Annotated in this window: 16 protein-coding genes, 1 tRNA gene and 1 pseudogene; 9 read left to right on the forward strand and 9 right to left on the reverse strand. The window is 59.2% G+C overall.

The features are described from left to right. Positions 1–108: 108 nt before the first annotated feature. On the reverse strand, positions 109–8,094 hold the full coding sequence (locus ACM561_RS18595) for a SpvB/TcaC N-terminal domain-containing protein (protein ID WP_425907076.1): 7,986 nt from the start codon (positions 8,092–8,094) through the stop codon (positions 109–111). A gap of 367 nt (positions 8,095–8,461) precedes the next feature. On the opposite strand from ACM561_RS18595, the gene ACM561_RS18600 reads away from it, so the two are divergent. From ACM561_RS18600 to ACM561_RS18615, 4 genes are all read left to right on the forward strand, one after another. Next, positions 8,462–8,746: a hypothetical protein gene (locus ACM561_RS18600; RefSeq protein WP_425907078.1), complete on the forward strand. Its 285-nt coding sequence runs from the start codon at positions 8,462–8,464 to the stop codon at positions 8,744–8,746. Between the two features lie 379 nt (positions 8,747–9,125). Further along, positions 9,126–10,145 (forward strand): FecCD family ABC transporter permease, encoded by a 1,020-nt coding sequence (locus tag ACM561_RS18605; RefSeq protein ID WP_425907080.1) that lies wholly within the window; start codon positions 9,126–9,128, stop codon positions 10,143–10,145. Next, on the forward strand, positions 10,142–10,924 hold the full coding sequence (locus tag ACM561_RS18610; protein WP_425907082.1) for an ABC transporter ATP-binding protein: 783 nt from the start codon (positions 10,142–10,144) through the stop codon (positions 10,922–10,924). Before ACM561_RS18605 ends, ACM561_RS18610 begins: the two co-directional genes overlap by 4 nt. 5 nt (positions 10,925–10,929) lie before the next feature. Then, positions 10,930–11,811: an ABC transporter substrate-binding protein gene (locus tag ACM561_RS18615; RefSeq protein WP_425907084.1), complete on the forward strand. Its 882-nt coding sequence runs from the start codon at positions 10,930–10,932 to the stop codon at positions 11,809–11,811. A 121-nt stretch (positions 11,812–11,932) separates the two neighbouring features. Here the strand turns inward: ACM561_RS18615 and ACM561_RS18620 are convergent, their stop codons facing one another. The 4 genes and pseudogenes from ACM561_RS18620 to ACM561_RS18635 all read right to left on the reverse strand — a co-directional run bounded on the left by ACM561_RS18620 (position 11,933) and on the right by ACM561_RS18635 (position 15,873). After that, on the reverse strand, positions 11,933–13,180 hold the full coding sequence (locus ACM561_RS18620; protein WP_425907086.1) for an outer membrane beta-barrel protein: 1,248 nt from the start codon (positions 13,178–13,180) through the stop codon (positions 11,933–11,935). A gap of 1,031 nt (positions 13,181–14,211) precedes the next feature. Beyond that, positions 14,212–14,288, reverse strand: a tRNA-Arg gene (locus tag ACM561_RS18625). Positions 14,289–14,539: 251 nt separating this feature from the next. Then, positions 14,540–15,488, reverse strand: a pseudogene (locus tag ACM561_RS18630) (DUF5655 domain-containing protein). Between the two features lie 10 nt (positions 15,489–15,498). Next, positions 15,499–15,873 (reverse strand): hypothetical protein, encoded by a 375-nt coding sequence (locus ACM561_RS18635; protein ID WP_425909875.1) that lies wholly within the window; start codon positions 15,871–15,873, stop codon positions 15,499–15,501. Here ACM561_RS18635 and tnpA point away from each other — a divergent pair. Next, positions 15,807–16,328, forward strand: a complete 522-nt coding sequence (gene tnpA, locus ACM561_RS18640) for an IS66 family insertion sequence element accessory protein TnpA (RefSeq protein WP_425905410.1) — start codon at positions 15,807–15,809, stop codon at positions 16,326–16,328. The genes ACM561_RS18635 and tnpA overlap by 67 nt on opposite strands. Beyond that, positions 16,325–17,152, forward strand: coding sequence for an IS66 family insertion sequence element accessory protein TnpB (tnpB, locus tag ACM561_RS18645; RefSeq protein ID WP_425907087.1), 828 nt, complete (start codon positions 16,325–16,327; stop codon positions 17,150–17,152). The genes tnpA and tnpB overlap by 4 nt, the downstream gene beginning before the upstream one ends. 184 nt (positions 17,153–17,336) lie before the next feature. Here tnpB and groL read toward each other — a convergent pair whose 3' ends face one another. After that, on the reverse strand, positions 17,337–18,980 hold the full coding sequence (groL, locus tag ACM561_RS18650) for a chaperonin GroEL (RefSeq protein ID WP_425907089.1): 1,644 nt from the start codon (positions 18,978–18,980) through the stop codon (positions 17,337–17,339). Positions 18,981–19,225: 245 nt separating this feature from the next. Between groL and ACM561_RS18655 the strand changes: the two genes are divergently transcribed. Then, positions 19,226–19,510: an usg protein gene (locus ACM561_RS18655; RefSeq protein ID WP_425907091.1), complete on the forward strand. Its 285-nt coding sequence runs from the start codon at positions 19,226–19,228 to the stop codon at positions 19,508–19,510. Positions 19,511–19,853: 343 nt separating this feature from the next. On the opposite strand, the gene ACM561_RS18660 is transcribed toward ACM561_RS18655, so the two are convergent. Beyond that, positions 19,854–20,945, reverse strand: coding sequence for an HD domain-containing phosphohydrolase (locus ACM561_RS18660; protein ID WP_425907093.1), 1,092 nt, complete (start codon positions 20,943–20,945; stop codon positions 19,854–19,856). 459 nt (positions 20,946–21,404) lie between these two features. Between ACM561_RS18660 and ACM561_RS18665 the strand changes: the two genes are divergently transcribed. Next, complete coding sequence (locus tag ACM561_RS18665) at positions 21,405–21,608, forward strand: hypothetical protein (protein ID WP_425907095.1); 204 nt, start codon at positions 21,405–21,407, stop codon at positions 21,606–21,608. 127 nt (positions 21,609–21,735) lie between these two features. Here the strand turns inward: ACM561_RS18665 and ACM561_RS18670 are convergent, their stop codons facing one another. Both ACM561_RS18670 and ACM561_RS18675 read right to left on the reverse strand, forming a co-directional pair. Continuing rightward, positions 21,736–22,452: a polysaccharide biosynthesis/export family protein gene (locus tag ACM561_RS18670; protein WP_425907097.1), complete on the reverse strand. Its 717-nt coding sequence runs from the start codon at positions 22,450–22,452 to the stop codon at positions 21,736–21,738. Positions 22,453–22,554: 102 nt separating this feature from the next. Further along, entirely contained in the window at positions 22,555–22,869 is a 315-nt protein-coding gene (locus ACM561_RS18675; RefSeq protein WP_079445286.1) for a hypothetical protein, read from the reverse strand. Positions 22,870–23,221: 352 nt separating this feature from the next. On the opposite strand from ACM561_RS18675, the gene rpsT reads away from it, so the two are divergent. Next, a complete protein-coding gene (rpsT, locus tag ACM561_RS18680; protein ID WP_425909832.1) occupies positions 23,222–23,488 on the forward strand; it encodes a 30S ribosomal protein S20 in 267 nt (88 codons plus the stop codon). The last annotated feature ends 1,258 nt before the right edge of the window (positions 23,489–24,746 follow it).

Below are 24,746 nucleotides of genomic sequence, written 5' to 3' on the forward strand. Positions count from 1 at the left end.
CCATCCTGCTGGCGAGCTCCGTAGCTGTCTGCGCAGACGAACGAACAAACCAGAACGGCAAGCGAACTGGCAGGCGGGTTGATCTGCGTGTGACGTGATCGATGTCGACTAGTCTCCTAGATATTTCCATTGCAATCTCCTCTCAAAAGCAGCGCGGCGAGCGCCACCGGCATTCCAGTCATTGTTCGGATCCAGCGCGCCTCCAGGGCCATGACATTGCGCGCAGAACGGGTTGACGTTCTCGCCATTGCGGTATCGCTGCATGGCCCGCTCCTTCAAAACAGGATCAATCGCGATCCAACCTCTGGGCCTCATTTCATAGACCATGATCGGTGCTGCAATGATCGATCCGACAGCGGCGACCGTCCCGCCCACCGCAACAAGACCAGCCCTGCCCAGCCAAGCGCCGCCGGCCATCATTCCACCGCCGACCAAGCTTGCGCCTCCGCTGGTCACCTTGCCTGCGGTGACGACGCCGGGATCGTGCTCGGTGTCGATGCTTGCCAACATGAAGACGCCGCCGGCGGCATTGAACGCGCCTCCACCTGCGGCGAGCCATCGGGCGCCGCCCGTCATTCCCGGAGCCGCCATCTCCGGAAACGCCGGCATCGGACCTGAGGTCGTGCGTCCGTTGATCGTGGCCAGCGGCGATCCGTGAACGGCGTACTTCGTATCGATGACGCCGCCGCCGTATTTCAGATCGCCAAGCAATCTGGCAGAACCGCCGGAGATGTCATCGCCCACCGCGAGCGTCGACCCCGGCTGAGTCACGACGACGTCCAGATTGTGAGCTCCCTTTGGACCGCCCGGGACGCCGCCGATTTGCGTGACGACGCCGTTCACGACGCGCACTTCGGAGTAAATATTCTCGGCGCCCAGATAGCCGAGCTGCTTCATGTCATCGAGTACGTTCGTCGCCTGCGCATGGGCGGCTGTTCCGAACGGACTAGCGGTGCGAGAATTGAAGGTCGGTGGCCTGACCGCACCCGTCTCGAACCCCGCCTGCGCATGCAGGAACGTCAGCAAATCATCGACCGAATTCGCTGCTTGCACAGGCGCGGCGGCCGCTACCGGGGGCGTCGAACCGGCGATGCTCATGAAGTTTCCGAACAGCGAGCTTGCGCCGCTTGCGGCCGTCAAGCTCGACGAGTCGGGCGCGTGGCAAGTCATCGACTGATCGTCGACGGTCGCCAGCGTCGGATCGACGCAAGACTGAGTGGTCGGGTCACATTGCGTGCCGGTCGAGTCGGTAAAGCTTAGTGGGTTGTTGCGAACATAGGCGTAGGTGTTCGATCCATCGACCAGCCCTTTCGGGTCGGACGCCGTCCATCGTCCCAGCCAATCGGCGTAGTACCGCGCTTCGCTGTAATACAGCGAGCTTTCGGTATCCCGCTCTTTGCCGCTGTACCGATATCGCTTCGGCGTATCGGTTCGGCTGCGCACCGCTTGATAGGTTGAGCTGCCATACGGCGCATATTCTTCATACGAAATGATCCGCGCCCGGTCGTCCAGTTCGAGGCAGGCGGAACCGAGATGATTGCCGAACTGATATCGAATCAACTGACGCGGCATCGGATCGTCCTGCGCGGTGTCGACCGTACGGGTCTCCACCAAGGCGATGCGCTGCTTGTCGTCCTTCACGTGAAATGTCTCGCGCTCCAACGCAGCGGTCTGTGGGCTGATGCCGCTCGCGCCGGCGCCTTCGTGCCTCCTAAAGATTTCGAAGCCGCCGAAATCGATGCGTTCTTCGGTGAGGCCGGGCGCCTTTTCCCACACCTTGCGGATGCGCGCGCCTGATCCATCGTAGACATAAAACGCCTGTCCGCCTCCGCCCAGATCGATCTGACGTAGTTGGTCGTTGTAGTCCCAGTGCATGTTTGGACCGGGCGCGCCCCCGCCGAGATGAGGCATACGGACAAAGCTGCCGTGGGCATCGTACAAATAGGACTCGCCCTGCGGAGAATCGATTCCCGGATTCAACGTGCTGCGGGTCAACCGGTTGGTCGTCTTGAGCTGCGTGCCGCCCGTTCCGTCTTCGATCAGACTCGCTTCCTCGTACGCGTACGCTCGTGTCCAACCCGGCTTCGCCTGATCGCTACTGCGATGCTGCATCTTCAGGAAGTTTCCGACGGCGTCGTACACGTAGCGCTCGATGTACCTGCCCATCGCGTTGCCGTCGTCGGGCGCCAAGCGTCCGGCGGAGTCTGCCGAGCCGTGACCCACACGAGCCGAATCGTCGGGAGCGTACGCGACGGATGTGCCGCCCTGTCCCAGATGCTCTCGACCGGTTCCTTCGATCAATCGATAAAGCGCGTCGTACGTGTAATCGTTGCTCGGCTCGACGCATTTATTTCTGAAGAAGATCGTTTGTTGCGCGTCGTCGCGAATGTGCGTGATGTTGCCCGATGGATCGTAGGTGTAATGAAGGTTCTGTAAACGGTCAGTCGCTTCGCTTCGGGTGTGCAGTTCGACGAGCCGGAACGTGAGCGGATCGTAGCGGTAGAACGTGCGCGCACCGTTCTTGTAGGCAATAGACAAACGTTGACCCTTGGCATCGTAGTCAATATCGGCGACGCCCACCGATGAAGGTGGCTCGTCTTCCGGATCCAGCAGCGCAACAGGTTGGTCTATCCGCTCGAGCCAGACATCGACGCGCTCCAATAAATTCGTTTCATTAAAAACCGGTTGGACGACGTTGAACGGCTTGGATTGCCCTCCGCGCACGACGTTGCTGCGCGGTGCGATGGACTGGATCGGTCGATTGAGCGCGTCGTAGCGCGTGCTGCTTTCAAAGACCTCACAATCCAGCTTCGGATTCAGATTCCAGTCGGGAATCGTCTTGTAATCTGCAACGAGGCGGCGCGTGCTGTGAATCAGGTTTCCTTTGAAATCGAAAGCTTCAACAGGCATCTCGTTCGCGTCGACTCTCGCGCTGATAACGAATCCAGCCGAATCGAAGTGACGGAAAATACGCGTGCGCAAATTGAGCGCTTCAGCATTTGCAAGACCTTCGCCGTATTCGCTGCGTTCGATCAGAATATTGCGATCCAAGGTACGAGGATCCGATTCGGCGCTTGTGCCGCGCACCGTCGTCTCGACCAGTCGTCGTAACGCATCGTATGCGGTCGCGTAGACGTGTCCGCGGCTGTCCCAGGCTCGAATTGAGTTACCCAGCACGTCCTGGAGTTTCCAGCGCGCGCCAGCCTCCATGCTGGACTGGTAAATGCGGTTGCCGGAAACGTCGTAGACGTAACGCATGATGATTCGGCCGAGCGAATCGTCGCCTTGCTGAACGGCATCGCGGACGACGCACTGATTGCCTTCGATGTCCAGCTCGACACGAGTTGCAAGAGCATCTTCGCGGCCGTCGAGATCGTAGCCGGCACAGACGACATGGTTCCTTGCTACCGTCAGGAAGGGACGGCCGAGTACGTCGAGATACGCCGTGCTCGGGGTGTCGGCGTGAGCTGCGGCACGCTGGGCGGCAACGCGCTCTTCCTTCCCTAGCTCGCCGTCGATGCGTTGTTCATGCCACGTCCTCCACAGCGGAGCTGAAGGGGATTGCGCCTTGAAGTAGGCAGCTACAAATCCGCCGATGTCCTCATCAGTACGTGGATCGCCCGTCTGCGATTGACGCGGCGCGCAGGTATCGTTCGTATCGTACGTCGTCTGGTGCCAGGCATCGAACACAACCTTCTCATAGGTATGGTTCGGATGCAGTGTAGCGATCACCCGTCCGATCGGATCATAGAAGAGCACGGGACTTACACCGACGCGAACACCGAACTCGTGGCTGTGCGTGGCGCTGAAGAATGGCTCGAACTGGCGAACCGGCTTGCCTTTATTGTTGAAGATCGTCCAGCCCGTGGCGACCCAGCGTCGATTGACGAAGGGCGCGCGTTGATCGTTGGCGTCGAGCGGCCCCGGTTCCGCCTGAACCTTCCGCTGAATCTCGCGACCGAAGCCATCGGAGTAAGCGAAAGTGAGTTGAATCTTCAGACCCTGCCGCGGCAACGTCGCGTTGACATGCGTCTCGCGAGCGAAAGTCGCGCTACAACTCGGCTGCCACTGTGTCGGGTCGTCCGGGTAGGCTGCTTGCGTACGTTGAAAGCGATCTACGTCATAGACGATACGCGTGGTGGCGCCTTTGAGGAGCGTCTTCGCGATAGCGTGAGGATCGACACTCCCGAACAGGCCGTCGAGCTGCGCTTGATCGAGATCGGCAATGAACTCAGCTAACGAATCGCCTTCGGCCGGCGACGGGAGCGGTTTGCCCATGACCGCGGTGCCCACGACCATGCCGAGCGTGTCGAAGATGACTTCCGTCCGGTTGCGGTTAGCATCGCTGACGGTGGTCGGCTGCATTACGATATAGTCGTAACTATCGACCGAGATGCGATTTCCGAGCGCATCTCGCGTCCCCGTGATCAGCAGATCGTAGGCATCGAAATCGACGATCGAGTCCTGGCCGAATGGACCGCGGTAGCGGCGCGACATGAAAAAGTGAGCACCAGCTTCTGCGAGCTCCTCCGCCGCAGAGACGTCCTCCATGTGAAAGAACGAGCGTCCCGAGGGCACCCACCAGTGACCGTTCCCGTCGAGGTCGACGTAGCCTCCGGTCGAAGCATCCTGTCCGCCCAGCACGACTGCGGGATTTGGCAGCAAAGCTTCGAGGCTTTGTCCCGGACGGCGGCGCTGGAAGGTTTCATCAAGAAGACCCGGCGTGAACGCGAGCTTGTAACTCTCGCCGGGCAGACAAAGCGATTGAACTTCGCCCGGCGGCAGAAAGCCGCCAAGATCGTTGCGACGATAGAGCGTTCGCGCCCATTCAAGTGGACGCCGCTGCTGACTCCCCGTGGCTGTCGCTTCGTAAGCAATATCGGGGCCTGATCGCTTGTGGCGCAGACGGCCTTCGCATATCGGATCGGGCTCGACAAAATCCGAGGTCTGGAACCGACCGCTCTTCGCTGTCTGTGTATAGCCGGTCAGCTCGAAGGTAATTGTCTCATAGGGAAGTGGATTGCGTTGGGCATCAGGCAGCATGACGGCGTTGGTGAAGCGTGTCTCGACATAGGTCAGCAGTGGGGATGTTTGCCGTGTGCGGTCCCATTGCGTCGACAGCGGAGAGGCGCGGCGTCCATAAGCAATCGCAACCTGCTTGAGCACATTTCCATAGTCATCCACGTCCAACGTCAGTTTGTGCTGAACGCGCGGATCCTTTGGATTGCGTTCGTAATGATGGGTGATCGATTCACGTTCGTGCGTGAAGAATACCGCGTAGCGATTGAGGCCTCGATGCTGCAGCATCCGGATGCTGAAGTTCTGTTCTGTGATCGTGTAAGGCGTGCATGCTCGTCGGGTCCATGCAGGTGTCGCACGCGGACCCTCAGCGTCGTCCGCATAAACCTCCTGGCGCAGCAGCGTACCTTTCAGAGATCGGCAGGCCTCGCGCCCTTCTTCCGGTGTCAAACCGGGCGGCACGATGGTGTCGTCGAGAAGCTGGGCGCGGGCAGCCGCGAGCGTCAATCCTGGCTCACGAAAATACTCACGCTCGAACAGACGAGAGACGCGATCCGCGCCGAGGTAAATGCCGGTGTGGAACCAGCTCTTGGTATGCACAGGTGGCACGTGCGATTCTGCGGCGATATTGTCTGTCGGCAAGCCGTCGCCGTCGAACGCCGCAAACCGTTCGGTATCCCACTGCTCGACCATGCCGAAGCCGCGGAACTCGCGCTCCTCGCCATCATAGTGGCCATGATGGTATGCGAAACGCGTCACGAACCGATTCCGACTGATGTGGTCGGTCGCTTCCACCCGTTCAACGACGTGTACCGGGAACGGCAAACGCGTCACCCACGGCCGCCCTGCTTCTCGATCGGCAAGATAGAACTCGGTGGAGGATTTGTACGTCAGCCGTGTCTCCGCACCGAGCTGATTGTCGTAGCGCGCCAGCAGATGTGGCTTGGTGCCGCGCGCAAGATCGATGAACTCCACCGGACGCCATGCGATACTCGGAAGCGCGGTCGACCACACAAGGCAGGCTGTCCCACGGCCGAGTAGATCGATGACATCGAGCGACACACCGTCGGTCAGCACCATTTCGGAGATCGTACGCGGCTGACTCAGTCCATTGCCGCTTTCATTGAGGAAGATCTTTACGCCCTTGCGTCCGGCGTAGATGACGTCGGTCGGTCCGGAGCCATCGACATCAGCGAAGCGGACCCGGCGCGCATCGAAGACGCCGTCCTCGTCGAAGTAAGGCGCGCCCTCCATCGTAACCTTCACGCCGAACCGGCCGTGGCCAAGATTGGGCCAGTAACAGACCTCACCGTTGCGAACACGAACGAGATCGGACAGTCCGTCGCCCGACATGTCCGCAATGAACACCGCCTGATCCGCCTGCCCGAACAGCACGCGCGGACCACGCTCCTCGTTCCATGGCACGCGCACGCGCACCGCTTCGCCGAAACCGAGGTCGCCCAGGGAGGGATGCCAGGTGATGGCCTGATCATCCATGATCAGAATGTCCGCGAGCCCGTCACCCGACAAATCGGTCAGACGAACGTTCGGACTGCTGAAGTCGACGAGCGGAAAAGCTTGGAACGGCCGAAATGGTGTCCAGCCTTCCTCGTCGGTCCGATCGAAATATCCGCCCGTGCCCTGCACGAGCGTGGCAAGCTCAAGTCGGCCGTCCGAGTCGAGGTCGATAAGCTGCGATCGGCCGCCCTCGCCGATGGGCCTTGAGCGGACCACCTGAACGGAGCCGAACTGGCCGTGCCCCCGATTCGGCTTGTAGTACCAAGCGCCCTCCTCCTCCGCGAGCACGCCCGCGATTCCTTCGCCATCAAGGTCGATCCACTGATAGCCATGGCCGGCGACGCCCGTGGGAAGATTCTCGAGACTTTCGCGTGGAAGATGCTCGACTTTCCACTTTTGAGGCGTCGGATCGTCGAGTGGACTGGGGGTGTAGCTCAGAAGCAACGGGGGTAGCGACCGACGCCGATACAATCCTTCTTCGAGCGGCCGATATCCGGATTGCGTGACGCGCGCCAGACGTGTGCCGAGCGATCTGGCGTCGTAATCGAGCTGAATGTCACGCACGAGCGTTCGCGCGGTCCCAAGCCGCTCCGGCATGCGATGCGCGACGAGAATTCGCTGGCATAATCGATGCGTGCGGATCTCGAAACCGGCGCGCGTTCTCGAAAACGGATCGCGACGCGCGTGCCTCGGGAGCGACCGATCGTCCATCCAGCGCACACGTTCGAATCCCTCCGCCTCGGGTTCAAGCGCAAATGGCTCATCGCCATAGTCGAGCACGACTTCGAACAGCCATCCGGTTTGCGGATCGACCTGCGGCCGGGGAAGATGATTGCGGCGCGCCGAATCGAGTGAAGCATCGAGCAGCACCGGCCTGCGGTTTCCATACCTGACACGTTTCAGGTACCGGTTTGCGCTCCGGGATCTGAGGCGCTCGCTGGCGCGGGTGATATCGATGCCATCATCGCCTTCGGCTGCGTATTCATACTCAATGGCGTTCCCGCGATCGTCGTAGCTGCGGCAGATAAGCCACTCGAAAATGCACTGTGCATCCTCAGGATCTGCAATGCGCGACGCAAGCGTTTCGCCGTATACGGTGAGAACGTTGTCTCGGGAAATGGTGCGCCAGTGGGTGTCGCCGTCGGCGATGCGGGTCCAGCTCTCTATCCGCGAAAAGGTTCCTTCGATGCGAGGTCGAAAGGCTCGCACAAAGTAGCCGCTCACCTCCCGATACGCTGTCCACGGCGCGTCTGCTGCGGTGATCGGCACGAGATCTTCCGATCCGGACAACAGGAAGATATCTGCCACAGCATCGGCTGCCGCGACATTTTCGGCACGGCGCGCGAAAGGCACGTAACGCGGAACGCCCTTGTCCGTCCGCCTGGAGATAGAAGGAAGGCCGAGCGTCCAACCCAGTCCGAAAGGGCCATTGCCCGACCCGGAACTGTAAGACAAAGCGAGTGCAGGTTGAAATTCGCTGCGACTCTTGCTCAGCGGAATTGGAACGGAGAGGGTTGCTGTGCCATTCACCGGATTGGTTTGAAACTTCTCACCCAATCCTCGAATAGCTCCACCGCCTTTCGGAACGCTCACCTGCGGTGCCGCAAATGACGACGGCGTCTCGGGTGATTGCTCCGTTTGCGGCATGTGTCCTTCGCCTTATCGATAGTTTTCCGTCGTTTGCTGATACACAGAGGTTCAATCTCGAGGGGACAATCGAGAGCGCGAAACGCGGGAGCAGACTCTGTTGATTTATCAAGTGGTACTAACCAAGCTCGCTATTTAGTATTTAGCCTTTTGCGAGAGTTCTATCGGTTCAGAGAGAGGCTTGATCTCCCAAGCAAAGCGATCGATCGGCCGATGCCGTACTGCGCGAGATCAAGACGATGAGGCGGAGACGAGCAGTGGTGGACAGGAGCAACTTATGATCGATGTTCGGCGGGTGGACGACGGCAGCGCGCTTAACTTCGAAGTCGTGGTGCGCGAAGGAAAGGGCGAGACTCGTCACCGCGTTACAATGTCTGAAGTCAAGAGCCAGCAGCTGACCGCCGGAAAGCACACGCCCGAGCGCTGCATCGAGGCCGCCTTTCGCTTCCTGCTTGAAAGGGAGCCCAAGGAGTCGATCCTCGCTCGCTTTGATATTTCCGTGATTTCACACTACTTCCCGGAATTCGAGCGCGAACTGCCCCGCTATCTCGCGCGATTCTGAAGTCAATTTCACTCTCTCTATATTAGCTTCGATGCAGTGGAACGTTCGCGGTTGCGCAGGGTCTTCCGCTGTGCTTGTTTGGGCCGTATCGACTCTCGCCAAGAGGTGAAACGGCAACGCGGTGCGGGGATTTGTCCTCAATCCCACTGCTGGCGCGCGAGCGTTGGCGGCCATTCGTGTCCATCCGGACGCTAACATGGCAAGCATGCACGGAAAGCAGATAAGGGCCACAAACCAAGCGATCCGCCGGTGATGCATTCCGGCGCACGATGGCGGGTCAGAAAATGACAGGGCAGAAATAATAAAGGGCCGTCATGGGTTTCGCGAAATGCGCTGCCGAGCCGGCCGGACCCGCGGCTTGCCGGGCTTACAACGTCACATGGTGACCGTCGCCGGCCGCCAGCGAGCGAGCGTGACGCTCGCGCTGTGCGCAGGTGTCGCGGTGTTGACGCTGATGTCGCTGGGGATAGGCCCTGTGGCGTTGTCGCCGGCAACGATTCTCCATGCCTTGTTTGGCGGCGGTAGCGAAGTTCAGCGGATCATTGTGCTGGAGATCCGCTTGCCGCGTACGATCCTGGCGATAGCGATCGGCGCGATTCTCGGTTTGTCGGGCGCCGCCCTGCAGGGACTCCTGCGCAATCCCCTGGCATCGCCCTCGCTGTTCGGCGCGCCGCAGGCGGCGGCGTTCGGCGCGGTGCTGGTGATCGCGCTGGGATTGGCCGACATTCATTCCTTCGCATTGCCGATGGCGGCGATCCTGGCTGCGTTTACTTCAGTGTTCGTGTTGCTCGTGATCGCGGGGCGCGAGACGAGTCTGCTGATCCTGATCCTCGCCGGGCTGGCGATCTCCGCTCTTGCAGGCGCGGCAACATCGCTGACGATGAACCTGTCAAGCAACCCTTTCGCGGCGTTGGAAATTGCATTTTGGCTGCTGGGATCGCTGGAAGACCGCAGCTTTCGGCATGTGACGCTGGCGCTACCGTTCATCGTCGCGGGAGCGGCCACCCTGATGAGCCAGCGTCATGCGTTTCGCACGCTCAGTCTCGGTGAAGAAGCCGCCTTCAGCCTGGGGGTCAACGTCGGCCGGCTTCGGTTGTGGACGATCCTCGGCGTTGCCCTGGGCGTTGGCGGTGCGGTCGCGGTGGCCGGCGCCATTGGCTTCATTGGGCTGGTCGCCCCACACCTGATGCGCCCTCTGATCGGCTACGATCCGGCAAGGCTGCTGGTGCCGAGCGCACTGACCGGCGCGGCGCTCCTGCTCGCGGCCGATATCGCGGTGCGCGTCATTCCCTCGACCTCGGACATCAAGGTTGGCGTCCTGACCGCGCTGATCGGCGTGCCGTTCTTCCTCTACCTGATCGTGCGCGAGCGGCGAGCGCTGGGTGGAGGAGTGGCATGAGCGAGACGGCTGTTCTCGCCGCATCGTCGCTGTCGGCGAGCCTCGGAAAGAGGGTCATCCTGAGCGACATTTCGCTGGCACTCCCCGGTCGGCGCCTTGTCGCGCTGGTCGGACCGAATGGCGCAGGCAAGACCACATTGCTGCGGGTGTTGGCGGGACTGCTACCCTCGAAAGGCAGGATCGAAGTTTGCGGCGACGCGCTATCATCTCTAAGCCTTCAGGAACGCGCGCGCCGTTTTTCCTATCTGCCGCAGGGTCACCAGATACATTGGCCGCTGCCGACAAAGGATGTCGTGGCGCTTGGACGATACCCGCACGGTGCGATCGATCCCGGAAGGCTGACCGGCTACGATGCCGCGGCCGTGATGCGGGCGATGCAGATGGCTGACGTGATAGATTTGAGCGATCGTCGCGTGACGGAATTGTCGGGCGGCGAGCGTTGCCGGGTCGCACTAGCGCGGGTGCTGGCGGTGGAAGCGCCAGTGCTTTTGGCCGATGAACCGACTGCATCGCTCGATCCACGCTATCAGATCGAGATCCTGATCAAACTGCGGGCAACTGCCGACAGCGGAACGCTGGTTGTCGTGGTGACGCATGATCTCGGGCTCGCCGCGCGTTTCGCCGATATTATTCTGGTGATGTCCGAAGGGCGTCTGGTATCGCAGGGACCACCTGCCGACGCGCTTTCGGAGGCCATCATGTCCGAGGTCTTTCGTATCAGAACCTATCGTGCCGACCATGAACGCGAAATCGTCCTCGTGCCGTGGGCGGAAGTTTGATCGCGATGTTGCGACGTACGAGATTGCATCGCTTTCGTATCGCCGCAAGGAGAAGCGGTGATCTTGTCGCCGCCGTCCTGGCCTTGACCGTCGGCATCGTCACGCCCGCGCACGCCGCGGGTCTGCCGCGTGTTGCGTCGATCAATCTGTGCACCGATCAGCTTTTGATGACGCTCGCCGACCCGGTACAGATCGTCGGCCTTAGCCCTTATTCGCGCGATGCCGCGCGCTCCTACGCCGCGGACGAGGCGAAGAAATATCGGCGGCTCTCCGGCGAGGCGGAGGACGTGCTGATGCTCAGACCCGACGTCGTTGTTGCCACCCAGTACACCAAACGCGCGACGCGGGAGCTGCTGAAGCAGCAAGGGATGCGCGTGGTCGAATTCGATGTCGCAACATCGATCGATGACGTGAAGGAACAGATTCGCCGGATGGGCGATCTTGTCCGGCATCCGGATCGCGCGCAGATCCAGATCGCGCGGCTCGATGCCGCGGTGGCCCGCGCAAAGGAGGCGGCGGCGCGCAGGCCCTACCGGGTGCTGGCGCTGTCGCGGCGTGGCTGGGTGTCGGGCGATGACAGCCTCACGAGTGCACTGCTCTCGGTCACCGGGCTGTCGAACGCGGCATCCGGTCTTGGCATTACGCACGGCGGGTTTGCAAAGCTTGAAGCCATTGTTGCCGCTCGGCCGGATTTTATCCTGATATCGGACGGCAGCGATGTCGCCGAAGACGAAGGCAGCGCGCTGCTGTTGCACCCGGCGCTGGAAAAGATGTATCCGCCATCGCGGCGCATCGTGATTCCTGAAGATCTCACAGTGTGCGGCGGGCCGATGCTTGCCGACGCGCTGGACCGGTTGATCGCGGAGCTGAAGCGAATCGGAGACTAGGCTCAGGACTCATAAACGCCGTCCGGTATCGCGCTGGGCTCGCAACGCTTACCGCGGCAGGCGCGTCCATACGCCCTTGCCGGAGCGGCGCGATCCCTCGACCGCGCCGCTCCGGTAGTCGTCAGAAGAGAATGCCGGTCTCCACCAACGCTCGGACCTGATCGCGTTGGTTGAGATCGCGGCCGAAACCGTAGCCGGCTTCGAGATGGCCAACTCGGACATAGGACAACTCTCCACGCACGAAGAATAAGCCCTTCTCGTAAGTCGGAGTGATGGTAAGCGACCAGGCGTCGCTCTTTGCCCCATAGAGCAAATTTGTCGGCGTGCAGTTAGGGTCGGCGCCACACGTTCCGCCGGTCGCCTTTATATATTCGGCGCGGGCGCCGACGGACCACTCCTTGTCCAGCGTGTATTTGGCGAGGAGGGCACCTCCAAAGGTGCCTGCCGCGCGATCAATTCCGAGTCGGTCATCACGCCCAACGTGGTTGTATTGCAAGTATGGCGTGAGTGTTAGCGGGCCGCTGGTGTATGTGTAGATCAGGTTGAAGATGCTGCTATTGTTCTGCAATAGCGGCGTTGCGGTTGAGGATTTGTCGTTTGGCGACAGGCTGCCCGCACCCACGAAGGCGATCGAATGCGACGAATCGATCGCATACGTCAGCGCGCCCGAAAGCCAGTTCAATGTACCTGAGAAAAAGCCATCGTTCAGCGACACCGAAGCGTTGAGCGGACCGTGCCCATAATTGATCTGAACGCCGCGGTTGACTGCGTTCTCCTGATTCCAAAGCAGCCCGCGCGCGATGTTGATGTTCTGGAAGGTGAAGGTCGACTCGGCCCCCACCAAAGTTGGCAGGTGGCCCGCTACAACTGACAGCTCAGGATTGATCACCGCCTTGGCATAAGCAACAGAAACTGGCCCGTATAGCTGGCCTGTCGCCTTTGTCGCTTGCAGATAGGGGGAGCCGAGGACTGGCACAGAATACGCGCCCCCCTGAATGTAGAACTGCACCGGCCCCTTGGTCGTTTGAAGCTCGATCTGAGCGCTGGTCACATCGACGAAACTGCCCTCATTGCCGGTGCCCCCGGCGTGGGTTGGATGAGTTTGGAGTGCGCCGATTCCGATCAGTTGGCCGCCGACGAAAACCGAACCAAGCGGACCCGCATCTATCGAGAAGGGGTTGGAATTTGGCACAAGCGGGCCAGAAAAGCTGGGCGCGGAAAGAGGCTCGGCGTGCGCGACTCCTACATCGAAGAGCGCGCTGCAGCCGCCCAGCGTGAGGGCGAATTGCAAGATCCCGAGATCGAATCGACGACGCGCGGAGCGCCCGGACGTCTGAAGTGTTTGCGAATATGGCGATTGTAATGTCATCGGTGCATTCCCCTTCTTGAAAGGGTCAATGCGCGCGAGAACTAAGAGGGGTCGCGGAAAAGCGACGCCTTATCTTTCGGCAGCACGTAAGGCGCCGCGGCCGTTTCGCGTGTATTCGGTTGTCCTCTTGATCGTTGGACATGGTCCTCACCAAACTAAGAAAGCGACGAAGGGGCGGGTTATCGTTTCCTGGGACCAGATCCCGTAGAGCGATCACCAGGGGACAGCTCTTGAACGTGTCCCGCGCTAAACAAGCAAAACATGTGCCAGCCGATCGGCACTCGCTATTGCTGCGGTCTGCTTCGCACTTGGCCCTTGGCAGCACCTAAGACGGGCTACCAAAGCGGGGATGCCCGTTCATGCTCGCTTTGCCCCTGATGTCAGCGATTTCCGTCGATTGAATTCTGAGGGAAGGAGTGAGGCTGGAGTTATTGACGATGAGCACTGCATGAAATTTCATCGATCGGCGCAGGAACGCCATAGGCCGACCCCAGACGGCCTCATTGGAGATCTGAAAATGCAGGACTTTATCGGAGGACGGCGCCTCACCTGGGTAAGCAGGCGAACTGGGACGAGTGATGCTGGCAAGCCGCTCTAACGAGATACTCCAGACAACATAACCCAGAAACCAAATTTGGCGGCGGCCGCATTTCGCTGCCCGCGCGGCGGTTTCGCGTGCCTATCCTTCCCGCCCCGGATTGCCTGCCGACAACGGATGCTGAGCTCCGGTTATCCTTCCATCGCTTCTGCACCCGTTAGGTGCATGCACGGCATTAAATTTGGGCAGTGATCTGCGTGGATTCTGAGCAAGGCGATGCTGTGGCCATCTCATTCAAGATGAGCCTATCCATCCTACTCGCCGGGAGTTGTGCGCGATGCAATCGGAAAAAATTGAACAAAATAAAGCGTGCGAAAGCTATTCTGCTACTCTCTTAAGCACCTATGTCGGCGTCAGCTTAGTTATCCGGCCGCTTACCCGGTGCTTACCCAGTCCAAAGCTGGAATTGGGTCAATGCAGATCAGCATTTAATTGGCGCACCCGACACGATTCGAACGTGTGACCTTTGCCTTCGGAGGGCAACGCTCTATCCAGCTGAGCTACGGGTGCGAAGGCATTCCATTTAGCCGATTGACGTGACGCCGGCAACGGCCAAGCTGGGATGGGTGAGGTATTAGCAAGGCCCGAAAGGCAAAGGTCACACGTTCGAATCGTGTCGGGTGCGCCAAGAAAGCCTGTGCCGGGATTGTGGCGACCCGAACCTGCTGCTCCGCAGCGGTTCGACCGCTATTCCGTCAAGTGCGGCCTGCCACTTTCGTTGCTCCACGACTGTTGAGTGGCTGCGGAGATGGGCTTCTAAACTAGGATCCCTCATATGCGCGTCGCAAGAGCGGCTGCGCCTTAGCGAAGTCGTCCATCGTCCTAAGAGAAAGTTCGAGGTTTCCAGTCCCGAAATGCCCGAGGCGGGTTACGTCGCGAGAAAAGTCCTCTTCCAGTTCGACTGTCGTGGGATCGAGGCGCAAATAAAGCGTGACAACCCTCGCTTGCGGGTAGATTTCGGCGCATGTGAAATTTTTCAATCTTTTGAAGGCGATGTAGTTTTTCAATTCTTTAATCTGAACGTCATCTCCAAGACTAATCACGTATTGACGGACAGCTTCAAAGAGGTCGCGAAGGTGGGGACTGGACCGGCCGAGCCGATAGTCGATCCGCGAGCTGATATAGGGATCCTCAATCGTTTCCTCAGTCGATACGGGAGTGGTCTGCGTCTCTGGCCGGTTGACAATCGGCGCCGTCGATCTGCTCTGTTTTGGGGCGTGAACGAGTTCGAACATGAGGAGACCTGTGTCGAACTTGCGATAACGAATCAGCTCGATATTCCGAGCGATCTGCTTCACTGCGTGTTGATCGTATCGCGTGAAGTCGCCGGCAATGCAAATCAACCGGGGCGCGCTCCAATCAACTGTTCGCTGTCTCTGCACCGAGCTTCTCCATCACCAGCCATTGAAAATCTTTCCGGTGATCGAGTAACCAGTCGAGATAGAACAATCCCTGGTTGATGACATTCTCGTTTACGGCTCTTTTGAATTCGATGATAACAGGGCAATCATCCTCATCGAGGCCGAGGGTATCAATGCGACCTCCGTGAACCGGCCCGGTAGAGTGCTCGGTCGTCAAAAATCGGATCCCCAGCAGAGCCTCCAGGTTGGCTTCAAACAACACCTGAAGCGACCGTTCGACCTGAAGCGCCTCGCCAGCTAACTCCTGAACCTGATCTTTTTCGATTCGAAAGAGTTTTACGTCGCTCATAATTATGTCCCTAGAAACGATTCCTATCGCTGCTCAGCGCTTCATCGATGAGGGAGTTTTCAAGAATTTCTTTCATACCGTCCAACCAGATCGAGCCGCAGATTTCTAATGGGCCGTCTAATTCCCAGACAGAATAAATCGATAGCAAAATTGCGGTATCGGCTGGAATAGATTTGAGCACCTCGTCGAAATAGGGCTTAAGTGTTTCGTCCCAGGCTGTTAACAGCGCTTCGGTAAGCGTCCATTTCTCGCACCCTTGTTCGATCGTTAGCGACCCCGATCTGTTCCTGTCTTCAATTTGAAGATGGAGAGAACAGCATGACGAGCGAACATCGAGGGTGGAGGCGTCAAGGCGAGGATTTTTGGCGGGCGCATCACGAGGCATGGACGCGTAGCGACTTGAATCAACGTCAATATTGTGAAGCGCAAGGCATTCCGCTCAAGGCGTTTGGCAACTGGCGATCGTTGTTTAAAGTGGAGCCACAGCCGCCCAAGCGGAAGCTGTTGTATCGACGACGCTCCTTAAGTCCTCCCCTTAGTCCGCCGTTAAGTCCCCTCGTAAGTCCGGGATCTTATCCCTCCTCGGCGGCAGCGGAGCCCATTGTTCCAAGACCACGTGAAGGGCATCGGCGACGGTTCAGCGAAGCCGACAAGCGTTGGATTCTTGAAGAGATGATACGGTCCGGCGCGAGCGGCAGCGAGATCTCGCGCCGCTACGGCATCGCTCCGCGCGTTCTGCGCCGATGGAAGCAGGACGTTGCCGCAGCGAAAGAGCTGGGCTTCGTCACTGTGCAGATCGCCGACGGAGCGACACCTGCGGCCGAGAGGGCCATGCCATGACGGCCTTGCTTCCTCCAAACGTAAAGGTGCACCTGGCTCTGGGCTACATCGATATGCGCAAAGGCATCGACGGTCTCGCGATGCTGGTGCAAGGCGTCCTGCACCAGGATCCATTTACCGGACATCTGTTTGTCTTCCGAGGTCGCACCAGGGCCAACCTTATCAAGATCATCTACTGGGATGGCACCGGCTTCTGCCTATTCACAAAACGGCTCGAGCACGGCGTCTTTCTGTGGCCGCCGAGCATTGCGCCTGGCGAAACGCTGTCGTTGACCTCAGCACATGGGGCAGCGCAAAATCGAGTTGATCCGAGCTTTCTCGGACACGGCCCCGCGCTTGGTAGGTGTCACCTCAGCGCAGTATCGCGTCAGCAGCTCGCCCAACGTCGTTTTCTCGGCAGCGCGCGTGTCAGCGACCCAGCCACTCCTGTCAGCTTCCGCTTCGAGATCGCGGGCCCAGCGCTCGGCGTCAGTCCGCTTGTCGAACGATTTAGCTCTGGGAGGAACGCCACGACGGCGCACCTGCGCCTGCCATCGACCTCTGAGTTTGCGTATCGTCGCCATCGTGAAGCGCTCGGGTCACCCTTATTTTCTCGATACAAGGACGCCGGTGACGCGGTGCCAAGGGTTATCCCACAGCGACCCAGGGATATCTGGTTGTGCCGCTCGTGTGCCTGTTTCCAGCCACACCCCAAGCGGGGAGTCGAAAAGACCTATCGGATCAAGGATGTCCGAGTGTGCTCAACAGATGGCGAGATCCGCTTGCGTTGCCGTGCAGAGGCAACGCTCTGTCAGTTCATTCAGCGAGCTGCCCACAGTCTGTAAATGACTATTTACGCGACATGAGCGCATCGGTGCGGGTGTGGATGCGCCGCCAATCCTTGCGCCTCCCGAACATGTTGGTCACCGCCCGGAATGGCCATGACCGGCCGAAAATTAGACTGGTCCTTATAAGCAAAAGACCCAGCATTGCTGCCGGGCCTTTCTTTTCTCTGTGAACGGTGGGTGATTAGAAGTCCATACCTCCCATGCCGCCGCCGCCCGGAGGCATCCCACCAGCGCCTGCGTTCTTCTTCGGCACTTCGGCCACCATGGCTTCGGTCGTGATCAGAAGTGCCGCGACGGACGCTGCGTTCTGGATTGCGACACGGACCACCTTGGTCGGGTCAATAATCCCCTTGGAGATCAGGTTGACGTATTCGCCAGTTTGCGAGTCGAAGCCGTAGGAATACTGTTCCTTCTCGAGGATCTTGCCGACGGTAATGCTGCCGTCTGCGCCCGCGTTGATCGCGATCTGGCGGGCGGGCGACGACAGCGCCTTGCGCACGATCTCGACGCCGGTCTTCTGGTCGTCGTTCTGGGTCTTGATGCGCTTGAGCTGCTCAGAAGCACGGAGCAGCGCAACGCCGCCACCCGGAACGATGCCTTCTTCAACCGCCGCACGGGTCGCATGCATCGCGTCGTCCACGCGATCCTTCCGCTCCTTCACTTCGACCTCCGTCGCGCCGCCGACGCGGATCACCGCGACGCCGCCGGCGAGCTTGGCCAGACGCTCCTGCAGCTTCTCACGATCGTAGTCCGAGGTGGTTTCCTCGATCTGCGCCTTTATCTGCGCCACGCGCGCCTCGATGTCGGCCTTCTTGCCGGCCCCGCTGACAATGGTGGTGTTCTCCTTGTCGATCATCACCTTCTTGGCGCGGCCGAGCATCTGCAGCGTGACATTCTCAAGCTTGATGCCGAGGTCTTCGCTGATCGCCTGACCGCCGGTCAGGATGGCGATGTCCTGCAGCATGGCCTTGCGGCGATCGCCGAAGCCCGGCGCCTTGACGGCCGCGACCTTGAGGCCGCCACGCAGGCGGTTGACCACCAGCGTCGCAAGCGCTTCGCCTTCAACGTCTTCCGCGACGATCACAAGCGGTTTGCCGCTCTGCACCACGGCTTCCAACAACGGAAGCAATTCGTTCAACTGAGATAGCTTCTTTTCGTTGATGAGGACGTAGGCATCTTCCATTTCAACGCGCATCTTTTCGGCGTTGGTGACGAAGTAGGGCGAGATATAGCCGCGGTCGAACTGCATGCCCTCGACGACCTCGAGTTCGGTTTCAAGCGACTTGGCTTCTTCAACCGTGATGACGCCCTCGTTGCCGACCTTCTTCATAGCGTCGGCGAGGAATTTTCCGATTTCGGAATCGCCGTTGGCCGAGATGGTGCCGACCTGGGCGATTTCCTCGTTCGAGGTGACCTTCTTGGAGTTCCTGGCAAGGTCGGCGACCACGGCTTCGACAGCGAGGTCAATGCCGCGCTTCAGATCCATCGGATTCATTCCGGCGGCGACCGACTTGGCGCCTTCCCGGACGATCGCAGCGGCGAGGACCGTTGCGGTCGTGGTGCCGTCACCGGCCGCATCCGCGGACTTGGAAGCAACTTCGCGCACCATCTGCGCGCCCATGTTCTCGAACTTGTCCTCAAGCTCAATTTCCTTGGCGACGGTAACGCCGTCCTTGGTCATGCGGGGTGCGCCGAACGACTTGTCTAGCACGACGTTGCGGCCCTTCGGGCCGAGCGTAACCTTCACCGCGTTGTTGAGAATTTCGACGCCGCGCAGCATCTTGTCGCGAGCATCGACGCCGAATTTGACATCTTTGGCAGACATAATGGGCTCCGTTGTCAACTGATCAAATCCTCAAGATCGCGCGACCAGGCGGTTTCTTGTCCTCCTTGGCTGTGATTATTTCTGAGTTGGCAGTCGCCATTAACGAGTGCTAGCCGCTATTCACATAAGGCCAGGACGCGCGGGCGCAAGAGCTGCGGCCCGCGATGTTTTACTAGATCTATTGAACGTTTTCGGCTTCGACGAATTGAGACCCATGCACTGTTTCAGTTACGTTGGAGGTTAGCATGGTCGAGAGAAATGCGATTTCCAAGGATTTCAGGAAACAGATCTTAGGCTACGGACTGACTACAGCGGAAATCGTTTATCGCCGCCCCGATCGTCGCTGGTTGCTGCAAACTTACGTCTGGCAGGACTACGATCTGTTTCCGAGTTTCCCGGCGTTACAGGATTTCCTCGCGTTCTGGGAAAAATCGCTCGAAGGCCCGCTGTTCGCAGTCACCGTCACACATTCTAAGCTCGTCAAGCCCACCGAGCTTCGCGCCATCGAAGGTGTCTTTCGATTGCATTGATATGCAGCTCACGTTCCCTACTTTGCCCGGGCAAAAGTGCGCTGCATTGGTCGTGCGCAAAGGACAGATAAGCGCATTACGTGGCCCGAGAGTGCCTTTGACGTCAAAAACACGACAGGGACGCTACATTAAGCTCAGTTTTAAAGGGATCCGTTGAGACACCGGTCCAGCTTCGGAGGGCAACGCTCTATCCAGCTGAGCTACGGGTGCGAAGGCATTCCATTTAGCCGATTGACGCGAGGCGGGCAACGCCCAGACGCACCGTCCTTCGAAAATCACCGTGGCTGCTCGGAGACTGCCCGATGTGGAGACTGCCCGTATGATGGGCACGCGCCCCGACAGGTCAACAACCCAGCGCCACCGGACGAAACGCCTGCAGCAAATGCTGATCGAGCTTGCCGCCCATTTCTTCCATGGTCGCAAAGGATTTGGCGTGCGTGAAAGGAAGGCGATAGGCCCGCTTCTCGACCAACGCGGCATGAATGTCCACGATCGTGGTGAGGCGCACGATGTCGCTAATCTGATCGCCACGCAGGCCATCCGGATAGCCCGAGCCATCAAGCATCTCATGATGGTGCAGAACAACATCGAGCATCTCGGACGGAAAGCCGCCCTGCCTCAACAAGGCTTCGTAGCCAAGGCGCGCATGCCGACGAATTTCATTCTTCTCCTCGTTGTCGAGCTTGCCTGGCTTGTCGAGAATCGCGACGGGAATGAAGGCCTTGCCCACATCATGGAGCAAGGCGGCGCGAGCAAGCCGGCGCTGATCTTCCTCGCGCATTCCGAGCTGCTGCGCGAAAGCGGCGGCGAAGCCTGTGACAAACAGACAGTGACGGTAGGTATGAGTATGGTGGCGGCCGACGGTGGCCAACCAGTCACGCAACGAGGAGAGCTTGATCGCCATCAAAATCTCTTGCTCCGCCTCCATGACATCGCTGAATGAGAGCGGAACGCCGGCTGGAAGATTCTCGAAGATCTTCACCAGCACAGCATGAGCTGCGGAAATACCGCGATTCAGAGCGTTGGCGTTCGCCGCAGCGCCACTATCGTTGTCGTCCGGAAATGCGGCACGGACACGCTGTAGAACGACTTGCGCATCCAACGGGCGCGAGATGGTATCGGTGGCGCCGAGCGCCCACGCCTGCATCGATTCGTGATGAAGGGCATCTGCAAGAACGAATAGCCGCGGCATCGATCGATAGGCATCGACGCACAGCTTGCTGCGCACCTGCAGCACGCTTTCGGGGGAACGCAGACTGACATCGACGACGATGCCCGAAAATCGACCGTCCGGCCTGTCCGGGATCCCGGAAGTCAATGTGGTATCAACGTCGGCTGCGCATTGCAGAATAGCCCACAGATCGCTGCTGCGGTCGGTCCGGTCGGACGCCAGAAGCAGGCGGCGCCTTGTGCGCGATCCGGTTGTGAGCGTCATCGGTCCTCATTAGTGTCAGCCCAACGCTTCGTCACTTTAGACGATAAGTAGATTCGCGAAGATTAAAGGGTAGTGTTAACGCTGCGTAAGTTGCTCGCCGAGAATTCAACGGACCGGGGATTTTCCGTTATCGCGCCCGCTGGCTGTCCATGGTGAGAATCATCACTGATCCTGCCAACACGCGTGGAGACAAAGCGCGAATGTGTTAGAACCCAGCATCAAAACTTTTCGCGAATTGCGAGTCGCGAACTTCTGACGATTTCCATTCTTTTGTGCCAGCTAGGCGGCATCATGAAACAGCGGACATTGGTCTTTGGGTCGAGATGGGTCTTCGGGTCGACATGCCTTGTTGCATTTTTAACGGCCGCTCCGGGACACGCGCAGCCGACGGTCGTGGGGCCGACATATTCCCCGCCATTCACGGCAACGCTTTCAAACAACATCCCGTTGGCTTTCGGTATGGATGAAATAACTACCGCACATGCGCTCGGCGGGTCACTGAAGTACATTGAAGGCCCTCCCGGCGACGAAGTATTTCTAGCGCTCCGAAACTTCAGCGCCAGCGGCTTCTTCAACCAAAAGCACAGACTCTATTTGCAGTTCCGCAGAGGACGTCTCGTGGGCTGGAAGGGCGATTGGGGCCATAACTGGATGTGGCGATAACTGCAGCTATCGTCGAGAGGAATAGCAATTGGTTTGCATCCCGCCGTAAGGTCAGATGTCGCGGCCCATCGATCTGGTCGGCGTGTGCGCCTCACCTTCTTCGCCGGACATCTCAGGAGTAAGCGCCTCAGAACCAGCGTTCGTCGACGAGGACGGTGTCGCCGGGGCTGAGCGGCGTGGCGGTGGGGACGCTGATGCGGACGGTTCCGCGGGCATCGGTGTGGGTGACGATGACGAGGTCGCGTCTGGCGCGGGGCGAGAAGCCGCCGGCGATGGCGACGGCGCTTTCGACGGTCATGTTGGGCACGAACGGATATTGGCCGGGAGCCGCCACCTCGCCGAGAATGAAGAACGGCCGGTAGGCCTCGACCTCGGCGGCGACATAGGGCTGGCGGATGTAGCCGTTGCGCAGCCGTGCGGCGATGGCGGCGGACAGTTCAGCTGGCGTACGGCCGCGCGCGGTGACGGCGCCGATCAGCGGCATGGTGATGCTGCCGCCGGCACCGACCAGATAGGTGTTGGTGAGGCCCTCCTGGCCGTAGACCACGATGCGCAGCCGGTCGCCGGCATCGAGCCGGTAGGCGGGATCGTGCACAACCGGCGGCGGCGCGGCAGCGTAGACAACGGGCGTAGCGGCGATAGCTGGCGTGTCCCACAGACCCGGCGTGTTCCATAGGCGAGGGCCGGCCGGCGGCGGCGCGGACGCCATCCGTCCTCCATAGGCCAGCGCATCGAGAGCATCATGCGGACGGACCATCGCCGTCGGCTGCCGCATGCATCCCGACAACGCCAGCGCGGTTAGCGCAGCAACCAAAGATATTGGAAATGCGCGCGAAAGCCGCACCGGGGCCTGTCCCTTGTCACGAGATCACCCGGTTCTGCACCCACTATGGTTAACAGAAGGTAACCTCTTCTTCGTGGCAAGATTGGCACCGATGTCCGGCGATTATTCCCGTGAGTAGCCGATCAGGGGCGGTCGTGGCCGGAATAGCAGCATCAGAAGAATGCCCACCCCCCCGAGCACTGCGAAGGCGGGCTGATTCAAAACCAGCTTGACGAGATCCCACATCCAGGGTGCCGAGGCTTCGATCTGGGTACGAACCGCTTGCTGGCTGGCTTGATGAATATCGTTCCAGAATTCGCCGAGCTTGGTCAACCGCAGGGTCTGGTCGGCGATTGACCGAGCGCCATCATAAACCAGAAAAATGAAGCCGCCGGCCAGCAGCAGCAACCCGATGAAACGAAAAATCGCCCGGATCATGCCCGTACCAGCTCCTTGTCCGCAGTTGCAGCTCGCCCCTTAGTCCTCAAAGGCACGAAATTCAACCTCGCCAGCGCCTCTTTTGAGTCCTTGCGAAGACCCTTCTTTGCCCACCCACCCGGACGCCGGACCTGCCGGGAGGCGTTGACGCTCGAAAACAGGGGCTCTATAAGACCGCTGATGGCGGTGGGGTGATCCTGCCGCCGCTGTTCTTTGAAAAAGGCCCCTCGCAAGTTTTGAGGACGGCATTTTCGAGAACACCGGAAAACACATTCAGGCTCATCCGCGCAATCGAATGACCGGCCACTGGCTGGCCTCTCGCGAGAGCACTGCCGAAGGATACTTCGAGACCATGGCCAATACGACATCCGCAAAGAAAGCGACACGCAAGATTGCCCGCCGGACCGCCATCAACAGGTCGCGGCGCACCCTGATGCGCGGCTCGGTCCGGATCGTCGAGGAAGCAATCGCGAAGGGCGATCGCGACGCTGCGATCCAGGCGATGAAGCGCGCAGAACCGGAATTGATGCGGGCTGGCCAGCAAAACATCATTCATAAGAACAATGCGAGCCGCAAGGTTTCCCGGCTGACGCATCGAATCGCCAAGCTTGCAAAATGAACTGATCGAAGACGTTATTCGTCAGAATATCTCAAAGGGCCTGGCAAATCGCCAGGCCCCTTTTTTTGCGCGGACGTGCCAGAATCTTTTATTCACCAGATCAAGTGGTGAAAGAACACTTCAACACGTTACGCCGCATCGCCTTGCGACGACATCTGGCATCGATTGCCACGGCCATTCGATTCGCTCACGTTCCACGATGCGAATACGAGGCACGACGACAAACACCACGACCTGGTCGATTGGACCCATCACAATAGCCCTCCGGTTGAGTTCGGCGGCCTACTCTCATTCAGGGTCGACGCTTTCGCACGACTCCCATTTCGATATTTCCATCCTGATATAACCGGAAGCTTCGCAAGGGTTCAAATGACGGCCAAATGAGCGCACGGCTGACGCGGGTTACCCACAAAAACAGCCAGAAAAAAATGCGCCAAGCTAATCACTTATCTCCATAGTGTGACAGAACACTTCCAAAACGACCTCGCGCTTCGCCCCGCTTCATCCTTTCTTAAAATATTTTAGACAACGCGGCGGATTTGTAACACCTCACGAAGGAGATCGAATCCGCGCGCAGATTCAAACCGTTGCTGATTGGACGCGCTGGAGGTGGAGCAGATCCCGTGTCCTCATTCGATTTGCGCGACGCAGCCGCGACGCGAAAGACGTTGCGAGAATCGAGGCGTGGTGTATTTCTCTGAGTGTTCGCGACACTCGCGGCTCTTCAGATAGTGCTGTTTAAGAGAGCCTTGGGTGGACGTGCATATCGGCGGCGATATTCACGTTAGTGACGCTTTCCATGTGATAGCGAATGGCAACTCATAGCAACATGAGAACGGATGTTCTGTGCCGAAATTTCTCGACTGAGACGTTTACGTCAAGCGTTTGCCAGCGAGGGAATACGCTTAGGCCATGCCGCATCTCCGCCACGGGGAGCGGGCGAGTTGACTTGGTGAGTTAGAGTGCGCGCGTAGCGATCCGACAATATGGCGTCGGGTTTCGCAGACTGAATTTGAAATTGATGTGAGAAAATGTCTCGGCGCGGTCCGTCGCAGCGAGGAGGGGGTTTATGTCAAACAAAAACAACACCACCATATTTCATTCATGGGATTATCTTACGGACGTTTTCACGAACACGACGACATTTTTGCGTGCGCTCAGTCAATCTTCGGGCGGACCCTCTAGCCGCTACTGACATCGCTTTCGTTCCGTTTTCAGCCATCTAAATCGCTCGCGGTGCTTTGCCGAACGATTGTTC

Origin of the sequence: Nitrobacter sp. TKz-YC02, assembly GCF_049852135.1 — a bacterium.
GTDB lineage: Bacteria > Pseudomonadota > Alphaproteobacteria > Rhizobiales > Xanthobacteraceae > Nitrobacter > Nitrobacter vulgaris.